This is a genomic window from Pseudomonas sp. NPDC088368, assembly GCF_044753445.1.
GTDB classification, from domain to species: domain Bacteria; phylum Pseudomonadota; class Gammaproteobacteria; order Pseudomonadales; family Pseudomonadaceae; genus Aquipseudomonas; species Aquipseudomonas bambusae.
On sequence record NZ_JBIVNG010000001.1, the window covers coordinates 20,208 to 37,847 of the forward strand.

18 protein-coding genes are annotated in these 17,640 nt (G+C 60.0%); 9 read left to right on the forward strand and 9 right to left on the reverse strand.

Annotated elements, in window-relative coordinates:
* Window positions 1-53: 53 nt before the first annotated feature.
* From argH to ACIQAL_RS00080, 4 genes are all read right to left on the reverse strand, one after another.
* Complete coding sequence (gene argH, locus ACIQAL_RS00065) at window positions 54-1,508, reverse strand: argininosuccinate lyase (protein WP_401141156.1); 1,455 nt, start codon at window positions 1,506-1,508, stop codon at window positions 54-56.
* Window positions 1,509-1,823: 315 nt separating this feature from the next.
* The gene (gene grxC, locus ACIQAL_RS00070) at window positions 1,824-2,087 is read right to left on the reverse strand and encodes a glutaredoxin 3 (protein WP_401141158.1); all 264 of its coding nucleotides are present in this window, start codon (window positions 2,085-2,087) and stop codon (window positions 1,824-1,826) included.
* A gap of 252 nt (window positions 2,088-2,339) precedes the next feature.
* A complete protein-coding gene (locus ACIQAL_RS00075) occupies window positions 2,340-2,684 on the reverse strand; it encodes a cupin domain-containing protein (protein ID WP_166593775.1) in 345 nt (114 codons plus the stop codon).
* A 62-nt stretch (window positions 2,685-2,746) separates the two neighbouring features.
* Window positions 2,747-3,685 carry a LysR substrate-binding domain-containing protein gene (locus ACIQAL_RS00080; protein WP_401141161.1) on the reverse strand — a complete coding sequence of 313 codons (939 nt, stop codon included), beginning with the start codon at window positions 3,683-3,685 and terminating at the stop codon, window positions 2,747-2,749.
* 254 nt (window positions 3,686-3,939) lie between these two features.
* Here ACIQAL_RS00080 and ACIQAL_RS00085 point away from each other — a divergent pair, with 254 nt between their 5' ends.
* Window positions 3,940-4,704: a sulfite exporter TauE/SafE family protein gene (locus ACIQAL_RS00085; RefSeq protein WP_401141163.1), complete on the forward strand. Its 765-nt coding sequence runs from the start codon at window positions 3,940-3,942 to the stop codon at window positions 4,702-4,704.
* Window positions 4,705-4,714: 10 nt separating this feature from the next.
* Here ACIQAL_RS00085 and ACIQAL_RS00090 read toward each other — a convergent pair whose 3' ends face one another.
* Window positions 4,715-5,029 carry a putative quinol monooxygenase gene (locus ACIQAL_RS00090; RefSeq protein WP_401141166.1) on the reverse strand — a complete coding sequence of 105 codons (315 nt, stop codon included), beginning with the start codon at window positions 5,027-5,029 and terminating at the stop codon, window positions 4,715-4,717.
* A 227-nt stretch (window positions 5,030-5,256) separates the two neighbouring features.
* Between ACIQAL_RS00090 and ACIQAL_RS00095 the strand changes: the two genes are divergently transcribed.
* The gene (locus ACIQAL_RS00095; protein ID WP_401141168.1) at window positions 5,257-5,841 is read left to right on the forward strand and encodes an NAD(P)H-dependent oxidoreductase; all 585 of its coding nucleotides are present in this window, start codon (window positions 5,257-5,259) and stop codon (window positions 5,839-5,841) included.
* Window positions 5,842-5,880: 39 nt separating this feature from the next.
* On the opposite strand, the gene ACIQAL_RS00100 is transcribed toward ACIQAL_RS00095, so the two are convergent.
* Entirely contained in the window at window positions 5,881-6,852 is a 972-nt protein-coding gene (locus ACIQAL_RS00100; RefSeq protein ID WP_401141170.1) for an alpha/beta fold hydrolase, read from the reverse strand.
* A gap of 81 nt (window positions 6,853-6,933) precedes the next feature.
* Entirely contained in the window at window positions 6,934-7,578 is a 645-nt protein-coding gene (locus ACIQAL_RS00105) for a glutathione S-transferase family protein (protein ID WP_401141173.1), read from the reverse strand.
* A 145-nt stretch (window positions 7,579-7,723) separates the two neighbouring features.
* On the opposite strand from ACIQAL_RS00105, the gene ACIQAL_RS00110 reads away from it, so the two are divergent.
* Window positions 7,724-8,281 carry a TetR/AcrR family transcriptional regulator gene (locus tag ACIQAL_RS00110; protein ID WP_401141175.1) on the forward strand — a complete coding sequence of 186 codons (558 nt, stop codon included), beginning with the start codon at window positions 7,724-7,726 and terminating at the stop codon, window positions 8,279-8,281.
* Window positions 8,278-9,174, forward strand: coding sequence for a LysR substrate-binding domain-containing protein (locus ACIQAL_RS00115; RefSeq protein ID WP_401141177.1), 897 nt, complete (start codon window positions 8,278-8,280; stop codon window positions 9,172-9,174). Before ACIQAL_RS00110 ends, ACIQAL_RS00115 begins: the two co-directional genes overlap by 4 nt.
* A gap of 24 nt (window positions 9,175-9,198) precedes the next feature.
* Here the strand turns inward: ACIQAL_RS00115 and ACIQAL_RS00120 are convergent, their stop codons facing one another.
* Entirely contained in the window at window positions 9,199-10,245 is a 1,047-nt protein-coding gene (locus tag ACIQAL_RS00120; protein WP_401141178.1) for a zinc-dependent metalloprotease family protein, read from the reverse strand.
* Window positions 10,246-10,461: 216 nt separating this feature from the next.
* Between ACIQAL_RS00120 and ACIQAL_RS00125 the strand changes: the two genes are divergently transcribed.
* The gene (locus tag ACIQAL_RS00125) at window positions 10,462-11,361 is read left to right on the forward strand and encodes an NAD-dependent epimerase/dehydratase family protein (protein WP_401141181.1); all 900 of its coding nucleotides are present in this window, start codon (window positions 10,462-10,464) and stop codon (window positions 11,359-11,361) included.
* A 161-nt stretch (window positions 11,362-11,522) separates the two neighbouring features.
* On the forward strand, window positions 11,523-13,190 hold the full coding sequence (gene ggt, locus ACIQAL_RS00130; RefSeq protein ID WP_401141184.1) for a gamma-glutamyltransferase: 1,668 nt from the start codon (window positions 11,523-11,525) through the stop codon (window positions 13,188-13,190).
* Between the two features lie 187 nt (window positions 13,191-13,377).
* Here ggt and ACIQAL_RS00135 read toward each other — a convergent pair whose 3' ends face one another.
* Window positions 13,378-14,961 carry a peptide chain release factor 3 gene (locus tag ACIQAL_RS00135; protein ID WP_166593764.1) on the reverse strand — a complete coding sequence of 528 codons (1,584 nt, stop codon included), beginning with the start codon at window positions 14,959-14,961 and terminating at the stop codon, window positions 13,378-13,380.
* 331 nt (window positions 14,962-15,292) lie between these two features.
* Here ACIQAL_RS00135 and ACIQAL_RS00140 point away from each other — a divergent pair, with 331 nt between their 5' ends.
* From ACIQAL_RS00140 to ACIQAL_RS00150, 3 genes are read left to right on the forward strand one after another with little or no spacing between them, the layout of a single operon-like run.
* Complete coding sequence (locus ACIQAL_RS00140; protein WP_401141187.1) at window positions 15,293-16,006, forward strand: ABC transporter permease; 714 nt, start codon at window positions 15,293-15,295, stop codon at window positions 16,004-16,006.
* A 26-nt stretch (window positions 16,007-16,032) separates the two neighbouring features.
* Window positions 16,033-16,989: a glycine betaine ABC transporter substrate-binding protein gene (locus ACIQAL_RS00145; protein ID WP_401141190.1), complete on the forward strand. Its 957-nt coding sequence runs from the start codon at window positions 16,033-16,035 to the stop codon at window positions 16,987-16,989.
* Window positions 16,986-17,639: an ABC transporter permease gene (locus tag ACIQAL_RS00150; protein ID WP_166593761.1), complete on the forward strand. Its 654-nt coding sequence runs from the start codon at window positions 16,986-16,988 to the stop codon at window positions 17,637-17,639. The genes ACIQAL_RS00145 and ACIQAL_RS00150 overlap by 4 nt, the downstream gene beginning before the upstream one ends.
* Window position 17,640: the final 1 nt, after the last annotated feature.

Consider the following 17,640-nt stretch of genomic DNA (forward strand, 5'->3'; position numbering starts at 1 on the left):
GACATGAATGCCATTGACCCACCACCTTCGCCAGCAAGCCGGCTCCCACAGGTTTAATCTGCGCTTCGGGCTCCAGGGATTACCCCCCTTGGCCCGCTGTAATCCTTCGCCCATTTCTCCTGCGTGACCAAGTGCTGCTTGAACCGCGTAATCTGCTCAGCCACACGCGTCGGCGATGTCCCACCCCAACCGCTGCGCGCCGCCAAGGCTGCGTCGAGCGTCAAAGCCTCCAGTACATCCGGCGTCAGCCGCGCATCGGTTTGCGCGAGCATGGCCGGGGTCAGTTCTTCCAGCCCGATCTCCTGCGCTTCACACAGTTGCACCAGTTGCCCGGTGATTTCGTGGGCTTCCTTGAACGGCACGCCACGCACGGCGAGCCAGTCTGCGACTTCGGTGGCGAGGGTGAAACCCAAGGGCGCCTGACGCAACAATTCATCCTTGCGCACCGTCATCGTTCGCACCATCCCCGCAAACGCGGGCAACACCAGATTCAGCGTGTCGACGGCGTCGAAAATCGCGTGTTTGTCTTCGCTCAAATCGCGGTTGTAGGACAGCGGCTGCGCCTTGAGGACTGACAGAATCGCCGTCAGCGAACCGATCAAGCGCCCCGATTTGCCTCGCGCCAGCTCCGCGATGTCCGGGTTTTTCTTCTGCGGCATGATCGAGCTGCCAGTGGCATAGGCATCATCCAGCTCCACCCAGCGAAACTGCCGCGACGTCCAGATGCAGAATTCTTCGGCCATGCGCGAAATGTTGATGCCGAGCATGCTGGCGCAGAACAGGAATTCGGCGACGTGATCGCGGCTGGCGACGGCGTCGATGGAGTTCTCGCATGGCCCTGCGTAGCCCAGTTCCGCGGCGGAGCTTTGCAGGTCGCGGGCAATCGCCGAACCCGCCATGGCGGCGGCACCCAGCGGCGACAGGTTGAAGCGCTTGTCCCAATCCTGAAGCCGCAGAATGTCGCGATGAATCGCTTGGGCGTGGGCCATCAAATGATGAGCGAAGACGATGGGCTGGGCCTGCTGCAAATGGGTGAACCCGGGCGCGATGGTGTTCACGTGCTGCTCGGCCTGGGTCACGAGCGCATCCTGCAGGTCAAGGATCGACAGGGTGAGCAGGCGAATCTGATCGCGCAGAAACAGGCGCATGTCGTTGGCGGTCTGGTCGTTGCGCGAGCGACCGGCGCGCAGCTTGCCGCCCAGTGCGCCGAGGCGTTCGGTCAGCAGGCGCTCGATGAAGGTGTGCACGTCCTCGTCGGCTGGAATGGGCTGGATCTGCCCGGCGGCGAAGTCATCGTTGATCGCTTCGAGGGTGGCGATGATGTCGCGGGTTTCGTCAGCGGTCAGCAGGCCTGCACGTTCGAGCTCATGGGCATGGGCCTTGGAACCGGCGATGTCGTACGGCGTCATGCGGAAGTAGACGGCAGGCGAGCGCGACAGGTTGGCCATGGCCGCAGCGGGCCCGGATTTGAATCGCGCGCCCCACAGGCGCTCAGTAGCATCAGACATAAGCCATTTCCCTCGGGTACGTTGATTGCTGGCAAGCCAGACGTCGAGGAATCCTAGGAAATAGCCGGGATCAGGGGAATGTTACAAATGGCAAGTGGACTTGGCAGAAATGGAAAGCTGTCCGGATCGTCAGCTCGGGATTCGCGATGACAACCGCGATCCCTCTGTAGGAGTGAATTCATTCGTGAGAGGCCGGTATTGCCGACACATCTCCAGCGCCTGAACCCTCTTCGTCTGAATGCCGCCCAGAATGAATTCGCCCCTACAGTGGGTAACGACCGGACCGAAACAAAGTAAGGCGTGGTCGGTTATCAATCAGGCAGGCGAACCGGCCAACAGCGCGTTCAACTCGCCCTTGCGTTCCAGCAGCGCCATGTCGTCAAAGCCGCCGACATGAATGTCACCGATGAAAATCTGCGGCACGGTGCGACGGCCGCTGCGCTCCATCATGATGGTGCGCTGTTCCATCGAGGCCTGAACGTTGATCTCGTTGTATTCCACGCCCTTGCCTTTGAGCAGATTCTTGGCGGCGACGCAGTAGGGGCAGCTGTTGGTGGTGTAGAGAGTGACTTCAGACATGGTAAAGAACTCCGTGGTCGGGCCTTGTGTGGCAGCCCTGGAGGAATATTCGAATGGCTCGATGCTTGGCAGGACCATTCATGACGGACGCAATACTATTCCTGTTTCTGGAAATGTCCGCGCGAATTCACGCTATGGGGTCGATAGATCGTCTGAATCGTTCGCTGCATTTACTGCTCCCCGTCTGCCGTTTTCGCAAAAAAAAAAGGAGCTGCGACGGGCAGCTCCTCATGTCGTTGACGACGTCAGCGATCACGCAAAAACGAAATATTTACGCACGGTTTCGACCACTTCCCACGTGCCTTTCATGCCCGGCTCGATGATGAATTTGTCGCCGGCTTTCAGGTGGATCGGCTCTTTGCCTTCAGGGGTGATGATGCAATAGCCTTCCTGGAAGTCGCAGTATTCCCACTTCGTGTACTCGACGTACCATTTGCCCGGCGTGCAGATCCAGGTGCCCATGATCTTTTCGCCGTCGGCGCTGGTGTAGGCGTTCAGGTTGACAGTGTGTGGGTCGCCGCCGATGCGTTCCCATTTGCAGGCGTCGACGACGGGCAGTGGGGTGGTGTCGCGAAGAAGGATGATCGAGTCGCTCATGACAGCTCCAGAAAGGGGTGGCGGGAATTGCGCTCGCCCACCTTAGGGGTGTCTGAGGCGGGTCAGTTGTCTGGGCTCGACATCGAGGTGTCCAGAAACGCAGTTTCTCCGGCCAAATGACGCACCAGCGCCTTGGCGTATTCCGGCAGCACGGCAAAGTCAGGCGCGCACAGCAGCAGTTTGCGGTCTGCCCACGGGTCGATCAGCGGCACGTTTTTCAGCTGGCCCGCCTGTTGAAAGCGTTCGACCGCGGCTTGGGGCACGACCCCTAGACCCGCCCCGCGCAAGACCATGCGCAACACCCCGTCGAAGCTCTCGGCGCGCACGCGGGTCTTGATGCGTCGGCCCAAATGCAACGCCTGTTCTTCAAGGTAAATCGCCATGGCGCTGTTGACCCCCAGCCCGACGAACTCGTGGGCGAGCGCCTGGCTGAATCGCAGGCCCTCAAGCGAATCATCGATTTGTTCGGTAAGGGGATGATCGAGCGGCATGATCAGGGTCAGCGGGTCGGCGCAAAACGGCAAGGTCTGCAGATCACTGGCATCGACGGCATTGGAGATGATGCCGATGTCCGCTGTGCCGTGGCGCACGGCGTGAAGGATGCGCAGGCTAGGGTGTTCTTCGAGGCTGATGTCGATGTTCGGGTGGCGGGCGAGAAAATCGGCCAGCTTTTCCGGGAGGTATTCACTCAGCGCCGAGGTATTGCACAGCAGGCGGATCTGGCCTTTGAAGCCTTGGGCGTAATCGGTGAGGTCGGCTTGCAGGCGCTCGACCTGTTGCAGAATCAGCCGCGCATGCTGCGCCAGCGCCTTCCCCGCTGCCGTCGGCGTAACCCCCCGTCGCCCGCGTTCCAGCAGCACGATGCCCAACGACGACTCCAGCCCACGAATTCGCGCACTGGCCGACGGCAGCGACAAATGACTGCGAGTGGCCCCGGCAGTGATATTGCCGGCTTCGGTCACGTTGAGGAAAAGCTTCAGGTCGATCAGGTCGAAGTGCATGGTTGCTTGTTTTTCCGAATCGAACGGGATTTCCTGGCCTGACGCAGATCCCCTGTGGGAGCGAATACATTCGCGAAGCAGACGTACAGGCGATACACCTCTGATGCCTGAACCCTCTTTCGCGAACGAGTTCGCTCCCACAGGTGATCGCCGCCAGGCATGGCAACCGAGTCACATAAGGCTCTGTTGCAGACGAAGGCTGATTCAATATATCGCAGATTCAAAACCCTGCCTGATCGGCTCATCATCCCCCCATGAATACTTTCTTCTCGCTCTATCAAAACATCGGCTGGAGCCTGACCGCTCTCGTGCTTCTCGCCTTTCTGCTGGCAGGCACCGTCAAAGGGGTGATCGGCATGGGGCTGCCGACGGTCGCCATGGGGTTATTGGGCGTGGCTATGTTGCCGACGCAGGCTGCGGCGCTGTTGCTGATTCCCTCGACCTTCACCAACGTTTGGCAACTGGCGACGGGCGGGCATCTGCGCGATATCTGCAAACGGCTGTGGCCACTGTTGGCGATGATTGCCGTCGGCACGGGGTTGGGTTCGTATGTGCTGGGTATGGGCGGCGCGCACAGCATGGGTCGGGCGCTGGGTGGCGCGCTGTTCGTCTACGCGCTGTGCGGGCTGTTTCTGCCGACGCTCAAGGTGCCGCCCCGCGCGGAAGTCTGGCTGGGGCCTGCGTGTGGGCTGATCACCGGCCTGATCACGTCGGCCACCGGCGTGTTCGTGATTCCGGCCGTGCCTTATCTTCAAGGCCTCGGGCTGGATCGCAATCAGCTGGTGCAGGCGCTGGGGTTGTCGTTCACCGTGTCTAGCCTCTCACTGGGCGCGGGCCTGTTCTGGAACGGTGCTCTGGGCAGCGCTGAAATGAGCGCCTCGTTGCTGGCGGTCATTCCGGCGTTGCTGGGCATGATGATCGGCCAATGGCTGCGGCAGCGCATCAGCGCCGTGACCTTCAAGCGCGTGTTCTTCATCGGCATGGCGCTGCTCGGGCTGCACCTGATGATCGCCGGTTGAGTGTGTGAAATCAGCGAACCGCAGACGACGGGCTGAGCATGTCCACGCGACGAACGTCGAAATCCCGCTCCAGATACTCCATGCGCTTCTCGAAAAACGCGGCCATATGTGGCAGCGCTGAATGCGCGTCCAGGTGCGTCTTGGATTGCCAGATCTCATAGAAAATGAACAGCGTCGGGTCCTCCTGATCGCGCAGCATGTGGTACTCGATGCAGCCTTCTTCGCTGCGGCTTGCCGCCACATACCCGCTGAACAGCGCTTCGAACTCAGCCGCTTTTTCCGGCTTGGTCTGGGCATGAAGGATGAAACCGTGCATGTCGCTCATAATGCCTCCTGAATGAAAGTGGCGGCATTCTAAGTCAACAATAAGCAGTCCATTTGTGCGTCTACGGCAAAAGCGTTTTGCCTCGTCATGGCTTGGTCAACGGCTGCGGGATCGGTAGTCTGCCGTCCATTCCAACGCTCTATTCCAACACCCCATCCCACTTATCAATGCTCGACAGCGGCCTTTCTTCGCAAGCGGTCCAATATCGAGTCACGACGAGGTTTTCAATGAAGAAGGTTCTGTTCATCAACGGTGGCAAGCAATTCGCGCATTCCGACGGCCGCTACAACGCCACCCTGCACGACGTTGCGCTGGCCTTCATGGACCGCGCCGGTTTCGACGTGCAGCAGACGTTCATCGACGGTGGTTACGACGTCGCTGAAGAAGTGCAGAAATTCCTTTGGGCTGACGTGATCGTCTGGCAGATGCCAGGCTGGTGGATGGGCGCGCCGTGGACCGTGAAAAAGTACATCGACGAAGTCTTCACCGAAGGCTACGGCAGCCTGTACGCCAACGACGGCCGCACCCGTTCCGACGCCTCGCAGAAATACGGCAGCGGCGGTCTGTTGCAGGGCAAGCAGTACATGATTTCGGCGACGTGGAATGCGCCGCAGCAAGCATTCGATGACCCGACCGATTTCTTCGAAGGCAAAGGCGTGGATGCGGTGTACTTCCCGTTCCACAAGGCCAATCAGTTCCTCGGCATGACCGGCCTGCCGACCTTCCTGGCGGTGGACGTGATGAAAGTGCCGAACATCGAGGCTGACGTGAAACGCTACGAAGCGCATCTGGCGTCGGTGTTCGGCGTCTGAACAACGCTGCGTGTCGGAAGACAACGCAGCGTTTGGGGATCACTTCACGCCGTTGAGAAACAGCGTGGCGTGTTTGACGAACAAGTCCGGGTATTGGTAGATCGCCCCGTGGTTCGAATCGGGGTAGATCTCCAGCTGGGCGTTCGGCAGGTTCTGTTGCAGGGTCACGTCGTTGGCGGTGTAGAACACGATGTCGTGGCTGCCCGCGACCACCAGCGTCGGTTGCTTGATGTTTTTCAGGTAGTCGTTGGCGTGGTCCGACGGCGCACCCCAACCCGCGATGGCGGCGGCTTGCGCGGGGGCCGTCTTGCCGTTGACGTCTACATCCCGGTTGACCTTGCGGGCACGCAGACGGGTCAGGAACTCGCGACCGGAAGCCTGGCTTTCAGCGCTCTGGGTGAAGAACACGTCCAGCAGCAACTCGTCCGGCACGTCGCGTTTCTTCGCCAGATAGCCCTGGAATTCAGGTGTCAGCGACGCCATGCCCACACCGCCCTGTGGCGACGAGCCCACCAGAATCAGGCGACGCACCACGTCTGGATGGTCGAGTGCCACTTGCTGAGCAATCAGGCTGCCCATCGAGAAGCCCAACAAGTCAGCCTTCTTCACACCCAGCGCCTGGAGCAGACCGGCAGCGTACTTGGCCATGTCCTGGATGTTGTTCGGCACTTCACCGCTCGAACTGGCGACGCCTGCGTTATCGAAGAGGATGACCTCGCGGTCCTTGGCAAAACCGTCGATGACCTTCGGGTCCCAGCTGTCGAGGTTGCCGACAAAGTGCTGAAGAAACACCAGCGGTACGCCCCCGGTTTTGCCGAAACGACGGTAGGCCAGGTGTGCGCCGTTCACGTCGACGAATTGGCTCGGCGCGGTTTGATGGGTGTAGCTGTGCGCGGCCTGATGGCCTGCCGGGGTGGTGCTCGCGTGAGCGGGCAGAAACGAACAGGCAGCGCTCAGCGCGGCGATGGCCAGGGTCTGGCGCAACGCCCAATGGGTGTTGAAAACGGTCATGTGGGTGTACTCGAAAAGAGCTGAAAGATCAGTGGATTAGAGGAATGCCCCGACCCTTTGCAGGCCGGGGCGCACACGTGGTCAGGCCGGGCTTCTGACGCTGGCGCGCTGCTGCACGTTGGCTTGCCAGGACTTCAGCGCTGTGCATTCTTCAGGGATGTCGATGCTGGCGAAGCCGGCAAATACGAGACCTGCAAGCACGGTAATGTCGGCCATGGAAAACGCATCGCCTGCCACGTATGGCTGGCTGCTCAGGACCTGGTTGAAATACTTCATGCCGGCGACGGCTTTGTCCCGCTGACGATTGCCCCAGTCCACGCGGCCTTCCCAATCCGGGCTCTTGTACGGCTGCAAGCCTGCGCCCAGACCGGGAGTGGCGTGGTGGAAGTAAAAGCCCACCGGGTCGGCGAGTTCGGATTCCGCACGTTTCTGCATCATGTGGATGACGGCCTTTTCCTTCGGCGTCTTGCCGGTCAGGGTCGGGTTGCCGTCGAGGTTGTCGAGGTATTCAGTGATGGCCGTGCATTCGGAAATATAGGTGCCATCATCCAGCTGCAAAACGGGTACCGTGCCCGTCGGATTGATGGCCAGAAACGCCGGTTGCTTGTGTTCCGCTGCGGGCAGGTCGATCTTTACGAACTCCACATTGGAGGCCAGGCCTTTTTCGGCCAGCACAATGCGGATGCGCAGGGGATTGGGGAAACCGGGAATGTCGAAAACTTTCATGCGTGCTCCATAGCTGTCTATCTATCGGTAGGTATACAATGCGCGCAGATGAAATTTGCTGTCAATGCCTATCTATCGATAGGCAGAATTTTTTTGCCGGGCGTGAGTTGGGCATCGCACGCCAAGGGGGTAACAGAACATGAACATGGACACCCGAGAAACGATCATGACGGTCGCCCGCAAAATGGTGCAGACCCGTGGTTACAACGGCTTGAGCTTTCGTGAACTGGCCAAGGAAGTCGGCATCAAGAGCGCGAGCATTCACTACCACTTCCCCACCAAGGGCGATCTTGGCAGTGCCTTGGCCAAGCGCTACACCGAAGACGGTTTCGCCTACCTGAGCGATTTGCGCGCCAATTCCGACGACCTGGAGACGTGGATACAAGGTTACACCGGGATATTTCGGGCGGCGTTGGTCAACGACAACCGCATGTGCCTGTGCGGGATCATGGCCGCCGAATACGACGACCTGCCGCCGGAAGTGCGGGTCGAGGTTGATCACTTCACCGACGTCAATGTGAAGTGGCTGAGCGAAGTGCTGGCCACCTGTCGTCCGCAGCTGTCCGAAGACGAAGCGCAGCAGCAGGCGATGGCGATTTACGCGGCAGTGGAAGGCGCGCAATTGGTGGCGCGTGGAAGGGGCGACATCGGCGTGTTCGACACCACCATCCTGGCCTACCGCGCGGCGGGTCTGCTGCCATGAAGGCCCGGTCCGATGAGCTGCAGGTCTTCGTTTCAGTGATCGAAAGCGGCTCGATTTCCGCCGCCGCCGAACAGATCGGTCAGACGCCTTCGGCTATCAGCCGCACCTTGTCACGGCTCGAAGCCAAGCTCGGCACCACGCTGATCAACCGCACCACGCGGCGCATGGACCTGACCGAAGAGGGCAAGTTTTTCCTCGAACGCGCCAAGCAGATCCTCGGGCAAATGGAAGAGCTGGAAGAGCGCATGTCGCTGCGCCAACAGACACCGTCCGGACGCCTGCGAATCAACGCCGCGTCGCCGTTCATGCTGCACTCCATCGTGCCTTACGTGGCCGAATTCCGGACGCTCTACCCGGACATCCAGCTGGAATTGAACAGCAACGACCTGATCATCGACCTGCTGGAGCAGAGCACCGATGTCGCCATCCGCATCGGCACGTTGGCCGATTCGACGCTGCATGCGCGATCACTCGGTTCCAGCCCGCTGAATATCCTCGCCAGCCCCGATTACCTGAAAAAGCACGGCACGCCCAAGACAGTCGAAGCGTTGAGCGGGCATTCGTTGCTGGGCTTCACACAGACCGAAACCCTGAATCACTGGCCTTTGCGGCACAGCGAGGGTGACCGGCTGTTCATTCAGCCGACGGTCTCTGCATCCAGTGGCGAGACCTTGCGTCAGTTGGCGTTGGCGGGGGAGGGCATTGTCTGCCTGTCGCACTTCATGACCCACGAAGACATCCGCCTAGGCCGTTTGAAAGTTGTCCTGTCACAGGCCAACAGCGGCTATCGCCAGCCGATCCACGCGGTCTATTACCGCAACTCGCAACTCGCGCTGAGGATTCAGTGCTTTCTGGATTTCATTCAGGAGAAGCTGGCGAATTATGCGGCGTGAAGCCCGGTCAATGTTTGCCCCTGTCTAGCGAAGCGATTGCAGCCGCTCGACCTCATGGGTAAAGGTGAGGTTGGCGATGCATTCGTAGTTCACCATGGCGAACGCGGTGTCGGCGGCTGAACCGTTTTGCAGTGCCTGACCGCAACTCAGCGATCCATCACCGGCAGCGGAGGCGTGATAGAGGTAAACGACAATGTCTGCGCGGGTTTCATTGCGCAACGTGATCGCGTCGTCCATGTATCCGTCCTTCGGGTTCTGTAGGCGAACGAGGTCAAGGCCCGGGAGCGCGGCGTTCGGCGCGTAGGACGTGGCCTGATAAGCCACCAGCCGCAACTTGATGCCGATCCTGCTGTTAATGTAGCTCTGATTGGCAAGCGCCACGGCGAGTTGCACCAATGCCACCATGTCGCCCTGATAGTCGGACACCGTTTTTTGTGGCACGACCGTCATCACGTCGAAGGTGGTGAGCGTAGGGTCCGCAGTTGGAGTGAGGGAGCGGGGTGTGTGGCCGGGCTTCTGATCAGAGGCGGATTTCCCATGCTCGATGTTGTCCAGTTCGGGCGGCATCTTTGTGCTGTCCAGGACGACCACCACATGGCGATCTGGTCCGACCGGACGGATTTCAAACAGCTGCGAACCCTGCCTGATCGTGCCGGTGATAGTTTGTCCGGATTTAACCAAGGTGATGAAATTAAGCGGGTCCTGCCATTGCGGGATCTCGGGTTGAACGCTGGCGTGAGGCTCCAGGTTGCCGAACCACAGGATGCTTTGCGAGCCATCGGGATTCGTCACCTCTTCGCTCCGCACCTTCGTGGCGGTGATCGGGTGGTCGATCAGGGAGAGCTTCAGCATCTTCTGATTCAGGGTGATCGCGTGTGGGTCGACGCTCACTTCCTGCACGGATTGTGTGGCGGGAAAGGCCCGTAGCGTATTCAGCGCTGCCTGGAACGCCTCATCCCCCTGTACCGATTCGGGCGCTGTGCCGAGAAAGGGCTCGCCTGTCAGGTTTCGGAGGAAAAGCGCGGCGAGGGTGATCACCAGGATCGCCATCAGGGTTGAAATCACTTTCATGAACAATGCTCCGTGCAACGGTATTCGCAGCCATGCGTCTCTTTACCTTAGCCACGTCAACCTGCCGCCAACTGATCGATTCGAAATCAAACGCGTCGGGCTTATCGCGATGATTCGTGCGTTAAATTCAAAAGTCATTTGGGCTGGCCTGTCTTTTTCGCAACGAACCACAGGCCGATACTGGCCCCATCGTTAATAACGCACGGGAGTCACCTCATGAACATTTTCATTACCGGCGCCGCAGGTTTTATCGGTGGCTCCATCGCAACGGGTCTGGTCCGGAAGGGCCATCATGTCACCGGTCTGGTGCGCAGCGCGGAACAGGCGGAAGAACTCAAGGCGCTGGGCATCGTCCCGGTCATTGGCACACTTGACGATAACGCCCTGCTTAGTGAGCAAGCCCGCCAGGCGGACGGCGTGATCAACGCGGCCAGCAGCGATCATCGCGGTGCCGTCGAAGCGTTGATCGAAGGCCTGAAAGGTTCGAACAAACCTTTCTTGCATACCAGCGGATCGAGCATCGTCGGCGACGCATCGGGCGGCAAAGGCACCGACAAGATTTACTACGAAGACCAGTTGCCTGCCGCGACACCGGACAAGGCCGCCCGCGTGGCCATCGACAACCTGGTGCTCGCCGCCGCGAAAGACGGTGTGCGTTCGGCGGTCCTCTGCAACACGCTGATCTACGGCCACAGCCTGGGCGTGAACCGCGACAGCGTGCAGTTGCCGCGATTGGTCAAGCAGGCGCGCAAGAGCGGCGTCGTGCGTCACGTCGGCACCGGCGGCAACATCTGGTCCAACGTGCACATCAATGACGTGGTCGAGCTGTACGCACTGGCGCTGGAGAAGACCCCGGCCGGGACTTTCTACTTTGTCGAAAGTGGCGAAGCGTCCTTCCTCGACATGAGCAACGCCATTGCTGACGCCATGAGGCTGGGCAAAGCGCAGGACTGGCCGCTGAAAGACGCCGAAGCCGAGTGGGGTTATGAAATGGCCAACTACGGCCTTGGCTCTAACAGCCGGGTGCGCGGCAAACACGCGCGTGAGCTGCTGGGCTGGGTGCCGAAAACCACGTCGGTGGTCGATTGGATTCGCAATGAAATGATCCGCGCTTGAATGAGCGCGCTCCAACAATGTTTAGCGGCCACCTACGGGTGGCCGTTTGCGTTTGAGCAATATTTACCGCACATCGCACACAACAGAGCGCTAGTCTGGTCAGCATTCAGACAGCGCGTCTGTAACAAGCTGAGACCTTTGTTCATTCACAAGGAAGCCCCATGCGAGTCGCGACGTTCAAAACCCTCGCCTTGTCGGTGATTTTCGCCGTCAGTTCCCCGGTGTACGCCATTGCACTGGAGGGCGGCGCCGTGGCCTCACCTGACCAGTACGGCGCTGAAGTGGCCGCGCAAATCCTGAAAAAAGGCGGCAACGCCGTCGATGCCGCAGTCGCCACGGCGTTCACCCTGGCCGTGACCTACCCCGAAGCGGGCAACATCGGTGGCGGGGGCTTCATGACCCTCTTCATGAATGGCAAACCGTACTTCATCGACTACCGCGAAACCGCGCCCAAGGCCGCCAGCCGCGACATGTACCTGGACGACAAGGGCAACGTGATTCCCGGCATGAGCCTGATCGGCGCCCGTGCTTCCGGCGTGCCGGGCACGGTCATGGGGTTGTGGGAGGCGCACCAGAAATTCGGCAAATTGCCGTGGGCTGAGCTGCTGACGCCCGCCATCGGCTATGCGAAAAACGGCTTCACCGTCGCCGAGAAACAGAACATGTACGGCGCCGAGGCGATCAAGCAACTCAACGGCAAGACCAACTTCGGTGACTATTTCGGCAGCATGAAAAAAGGCGAAACCTTCCGTCAGCCCGAACTCGCCAAAACCCTGGAGCGCATCGCCGATAAGGGCGCAGACGAGTTCTACAAGGGCCAGACCGCCGACCTGCTCGTTGCGCAAATGCAAGCCGACAACGGCCTGATCACCAAACAGGACCTGGCCGACTACAAAGCCGTGTGGCGCAAGCCGCTGCACGTCAATTTCAACGGCAACACCCTCTACACCGCGCCGCTGCCCAGCTCGGGCGGCGTGGCGCTGGCGCAGTTGATCGGCATAAAAGAGCAGTTGGCCGATGACTTCAAGGGCGTGCCCCTCAACTCGGCACGCTACATTCACTTGCTCGCAGAAATCGAGAAACGCGTGTTCGCCGACCGAGCGAACTACCTGGGCGATCCGGACTTTTCGAAGGCACCGGTCAACGAGCTGATTGATCACGTGTACCTGGCCGATCGTGCTCGCGAGATCAACCCGACCGCCATTTCCCCCACCGAGAACGTGAAGGCCGGGCTTGAATCGCACCAGACTACCCACTTCTCCATCGTCGATGCCAAGGGCAACGCCGTCAGCAACACCTACACCCTGAACTGGGATTACGGCAGCGGCGTGGTGGTCAAGGGTGCGGGCTTTTTGATGAACGACGAGATGGACGATTTCAGTTCCAAACCGGGTGTGGCGAATGCGTTCGGCGTAGTCGGTGGTGACGCCAACGCCATCGAACCGGGCAAGCGCATGCTGTCGTCCATGAGCCCGAGTCTGGTGACCCGGGACGGCGCCGTGACACTGGTGTTGGGCACGCCGGGCGGCTCACGGATTTTCACCACCGTGTTTCAGGTGTTGAACAACCTGTATGACTTCCACATGCCCCTGAAAGACGCCGTCGCTGCGGAGCGGGTTCACCATCAACTGCTGCCGAAAGACACGATCTACACCGAGAAATTTGCGCCGCTGAACGAGAAAGTCGCCGACGAACTCAAGGCAATGGGCTACACGCTGAAAGATCAGGGCTGGTCGATGGGCAACATTCAGGCGATCAAGATCGACGGCACGAAAGTCGAAACTGCGTCGGACCCGAGAGGGCGAGGCGTAGGGAAGGTTGTGAAGTAGGGCAGGATCAGCGCGGTCTTATGGTTTTGTGCTTTGAGCAGAGCCAGTCAGCCCCGCCAACCACTGTGGGAGCGGATTCATCCGCGAGACGCCGGTACAGACGACAGAAAATTATCGTCTGAGCGTGAGTCTTGCGAATGAATTCGCTCCCACAGTGTGAGAACCATCAGGCCTTCAGGTCATTTGCTTAGTGATGCTCACGCGTCGCACGGAATTTCACGTCTGGCCAGCGCTCTTCCATCAGGCTCAGGTTGACCCGCGTTGGCGCGAGGTAGGTCAGGTGACCGCCGCCGTCCAGTGCCAGGTTTTCCACCGCCTTGTTCTCGAATTCTTCGAGCTTCTTCTTGTCGCTCGAATCGATCCAGCGCGCAGACCACACGGTGATCGGCTCGTAGGAGCATTCCACCTTGTACTCTTCCTTCAGGCGGCTCGCGACCACGTCGAACTGCAGCACACCGACGGCGCCGAGAATAATGTCGTTGCTGCGCTGCGGGAAGAACACCTGGGTGGCGCCTTCTTCGGCCAGTTGCTGCAAACCCTGACGCAGTTGCTTGGATTTCAGCGGATCACGCAGACGTACGCGGCGGAACAGTTCCGGGGCGAAGTGCGGAATGCCGGTGAAGCCCAGCCCCTCGCCTTCGGTGAAGGTGTCGCCAATCTGGATCGTGCCGTGGTTGTGCAGACCGATGATGTCGCCCGCGTAGGCTTCTTCCAACTGTTCACGCTCGCTGGAGAAGAACGTCAGCGCGTCGCCGATGCGCACGTCCTTGCCGGTCCGCACGTGGCGCATTTTCATGCCCTTGTCGTACTTGCCCGAACAGATGCGCATGAACGCGATACGGTCGCGGTGCTTGGGGTCCATGTTCGCCTGAATCTTGAACACGAAGCCCGAGAACTTCTCTTCCACCGGCTCGACGGTGCGCTCGTTGGCCACCCGTGCCAACGGCTTCGGCGCCCAGTCCACGACGGCGTCGAGCACGTGATCGACACCGAAGTTGCCCAGTGCGGTCCCGAAGAACACCGGGGTCAACTGGCCATCGAGGAATTCCTGTTGATCGAAGGTGTGGCAGGCGCCCTGCACCAGTTCCAGTTGCTCGATGAAGCGCTCGTACTCGTCGCCCAAGTGGGCGCGGGCTTCGTCGGAGTCCAGCTTCTCGATGATTTTGGTTTCGGTACGCTCATGACCATGACCGGCGGTGTAGACGATGATGTAGTCGTCGGCCAGGTGATAAACACCCTTGAAGTCACGGTAGCAGCCAATCGGCCAAGTGATCGGGGCGGCTTTGATCTTCAGGACCGCTTCGATTTCATCCAGCAGTTCGATAGGGTCGCGGATGTCGCGGTCGAGCTTGTTGATGAAGCTGACGATTGGCGTGTCGCGCAGACGGCAGACGTCCATCAGGGCGATGGTTCGCGGCTCTACACCCTTACCGCCGTCGAGCACCATCAGCGCCGAGTCCACTGCGGTCAGAGTGCGATAGGTGTCTTCCGAGAAGTCTTCGTGGCCCGGGGTGTCGAGCAGGTTGATCATGTGTTCGCGATACGGGAACTGCATGACCGACGTGGTAATGGAAATACCCCGTTGCTTTTCCATCTCCATCCAGTCGGAGGTGGCATGGCGGTCGGACTTGCGGGATTTCACCGTACCGGCGACGGCAATCGCCTTGCCCATCAGCAGCAGCTTTTCGGTGATGGTGGTCTTACCGGCGTCAGGGTGAGAAATAATGGCGAAAGTGCGGCGTTTCGCGACTTCGGCGGCCTGTCTGGTCATGGGAAATCGCCCGAGAGGTGATTCAAAAAAGGGCGGCGATTATAGCTCAAACGAAAGCAATATCCGAACCGTTCAGTCAATCAAGGGTGGCCAAATAGCATCTCGCGTGGGAACCTTTGCGGTTCCGGAGACGTCCACTCCCTGGCAATGCAAACCGCCAAGGGACGCAAAATCAGCAAGTTAGCTTGACGAAGCTGCGCTCATGGCTCGTGTTTTCGCCGAGGTTCAACCCTTTCCGGCGACCCACCCGCTGCTCTTCGCGAACGTTCGCAGATGGTCAGAAATGGCCGTTCACGCGAGGCGTTCGCCGACTGAAATAAGGAGTCCGCCCGTGGCTAATCGCTATGGCAAGGGGCTGATGGGAGGTGCGACCGCTGTCGTACTCCTGGCCCTGCTGATCCACTGGATCGGCATCGATACACTCAAGCAGTATCAGGATGATCTGCTGTTCTACCTGCAAGCCCACGTCATGTTGGTGCTGGCGTCCATGGTGGCGGCACTGGTGGTCGGAATCCCGACCGGCATTGTGCTTAGCCGACCGAACATGGTTGGCCGCGCCGAACGTTTCATGCAGATCTTCAACATCGGTAACACCGTTCCCCCTCTTGCAGTGCTGGCCATCGCCCTGGGCGTCCTGGGTATTGGCAGCGGACCTGCGATCTTCGCGCTGTTCCTCGCCTCACTGTTGCCCATCGTGCGCAACACTTACGAAGGCCTGAAAAACGTTCAGGGTTCTCTTAAAGAAGCCGCCACCGGCATCGGCATGACACCGCGTCAGGTGTTGTGGCGCGTCGAGCTGCCCAATGCCGTGCCGATCATCATCGGCGGCGTGCGGGTCGCGCTGGCGATCAACGTCGGGACCGCGCCACTGGCGTTCCTGATCGGCGCCAACAGCCTTGGCAGCCTGATCTTCCCGGGCATCGCCCTGAACAATCAGCCGCAACTCGTGCTGGGCGCCGCGTGTACCGCGCTGCTGGCCCTGTTGCTCGATGGCGCCGTGACCCTGGCGAGTCGTCTTTGGCTGGAACGTGGCCTGGCTCGCTAACGGGCCGCGCAGAGAAAGGAATTCGCATGAAGAAGTTATGCACATTAATAGTGGGCGCGGGCCTGCTGCTGTCCGGGTTCGCCCAGGCGGCCGAGATGCCGGTGTTGCGCATCGGCGCACGGGTCTTTACCGAACAGACGATTCTCGCCGAATTGACCGCGCAATACCTGCGCGACAAGGGCTATCAGGTCCAGATCACCGGCGGTTTGGGCAGTAACCTGGCGCGCAGTGCCCAGGAATCCGGTCAGCTCGACATGCTCTGGGAATACACCGGGGTGTCGCTGGTTTCGTACAACCACATCGACGAAAAGCTGAACAGTGAGCAGACCTATCAACGGGTCAAGGAACTGGACGCGAAGAAGGGCCTGGTGTGGCTGTCGCCGTCCAAGTTCAACAACACCTATGCGCTGGCGCTGCCGGACAAGATCGCGCAGCAGTACCCGCAGATCACCAATGTTTCGGGCCTGACGGCTGTACTTAAAGACGAAGCCAAACAGGGTCATATCGTCGCGCTCGACACTGAATTTGCTAACCGTTCCGACGGGCTGGTGGGGCTGGTCAAGCACTACGATATGAACTTGGGCCGCGAGAACACGCGCCAGATGGACGCCGGTCTGGTGTACACCGCCTTGAAGAACGGGCAAGTATTCGCCGGTCTGGTCTACACCACCGATGGTCGCTTGAATGCGTTCAAGCTCAAGGTGCTGGACGACGACAAGCACTACTTCCCGGACTACACCGCCGCGCCGGTGATTCGCAAAGAGTACCTGGACAAGCACCCGCAACTGGCCGAACAGCTCAAGCCGCTGGCTGCGCTGCTGGATAACCAGACCATGATCGATCTCAACGCGCGCATCGACGTCAACCACGAAAGTCCTACTGTCGTGGCGGCGGATTTCCTGCGCAGCCATCCGATCAATCCTTCCGCTGACAGCGTGCCGATCAAACAGACGCCGGTAGAGCAACAGGAGAAGAAACTATGAGCTTCTTCAGCGCTTTCTCCCATCTGGACTGGAATCAGGTGTTTCACCTGACCCTGCAACACATCACCCTCGTCGGCATCGCAGTAACGCTGGCGATTCTGGTGGGCGTACCGCTGGGCGTGGTCATGACCCGCTTTCCGGCGCTGGCCGGTCCGCTGCAAGCCAGCGCGACGGTGCTGCTGACCGTGCCGTCGATTGCCCTGTTCGGGTTGTTGCTGCCGTTCTACTCCAAGTTCGGCCAGGGCCTAGGGCCATTGCCTGCGATCACGGCGGTGTTCCTTTATTCGCTGCTGCCGATCATGCGCAATACCTACCTGGCGCTGACCGGCGTCGAACCCGGCATTCGCGAAGCCGCCCGCGGCATCGGCATGACCTTCGGCCAGCGTCTGCGCATGGTCGAGCTGCCCATCGCCGTGCCGGTGATCCTCGCCGGTGTGCGCACCGCCGTGGTCATGAACATCGGCGTCATGACCATCGCCGCCACCATCGGTGCCGGTGGCCTCGGCGTCCTCATCCTCGCTTCCATCAGCCGCAGCGACATGTCGATGCTCATCGTCGGCGCCGTGTTGGTCAGCATTCTGGCCATCTTCGCTGACCTGCTTCTGCAATGGCTGCAACGCTCGCTGACTCCAAAAGGATTGCTCAAATGAC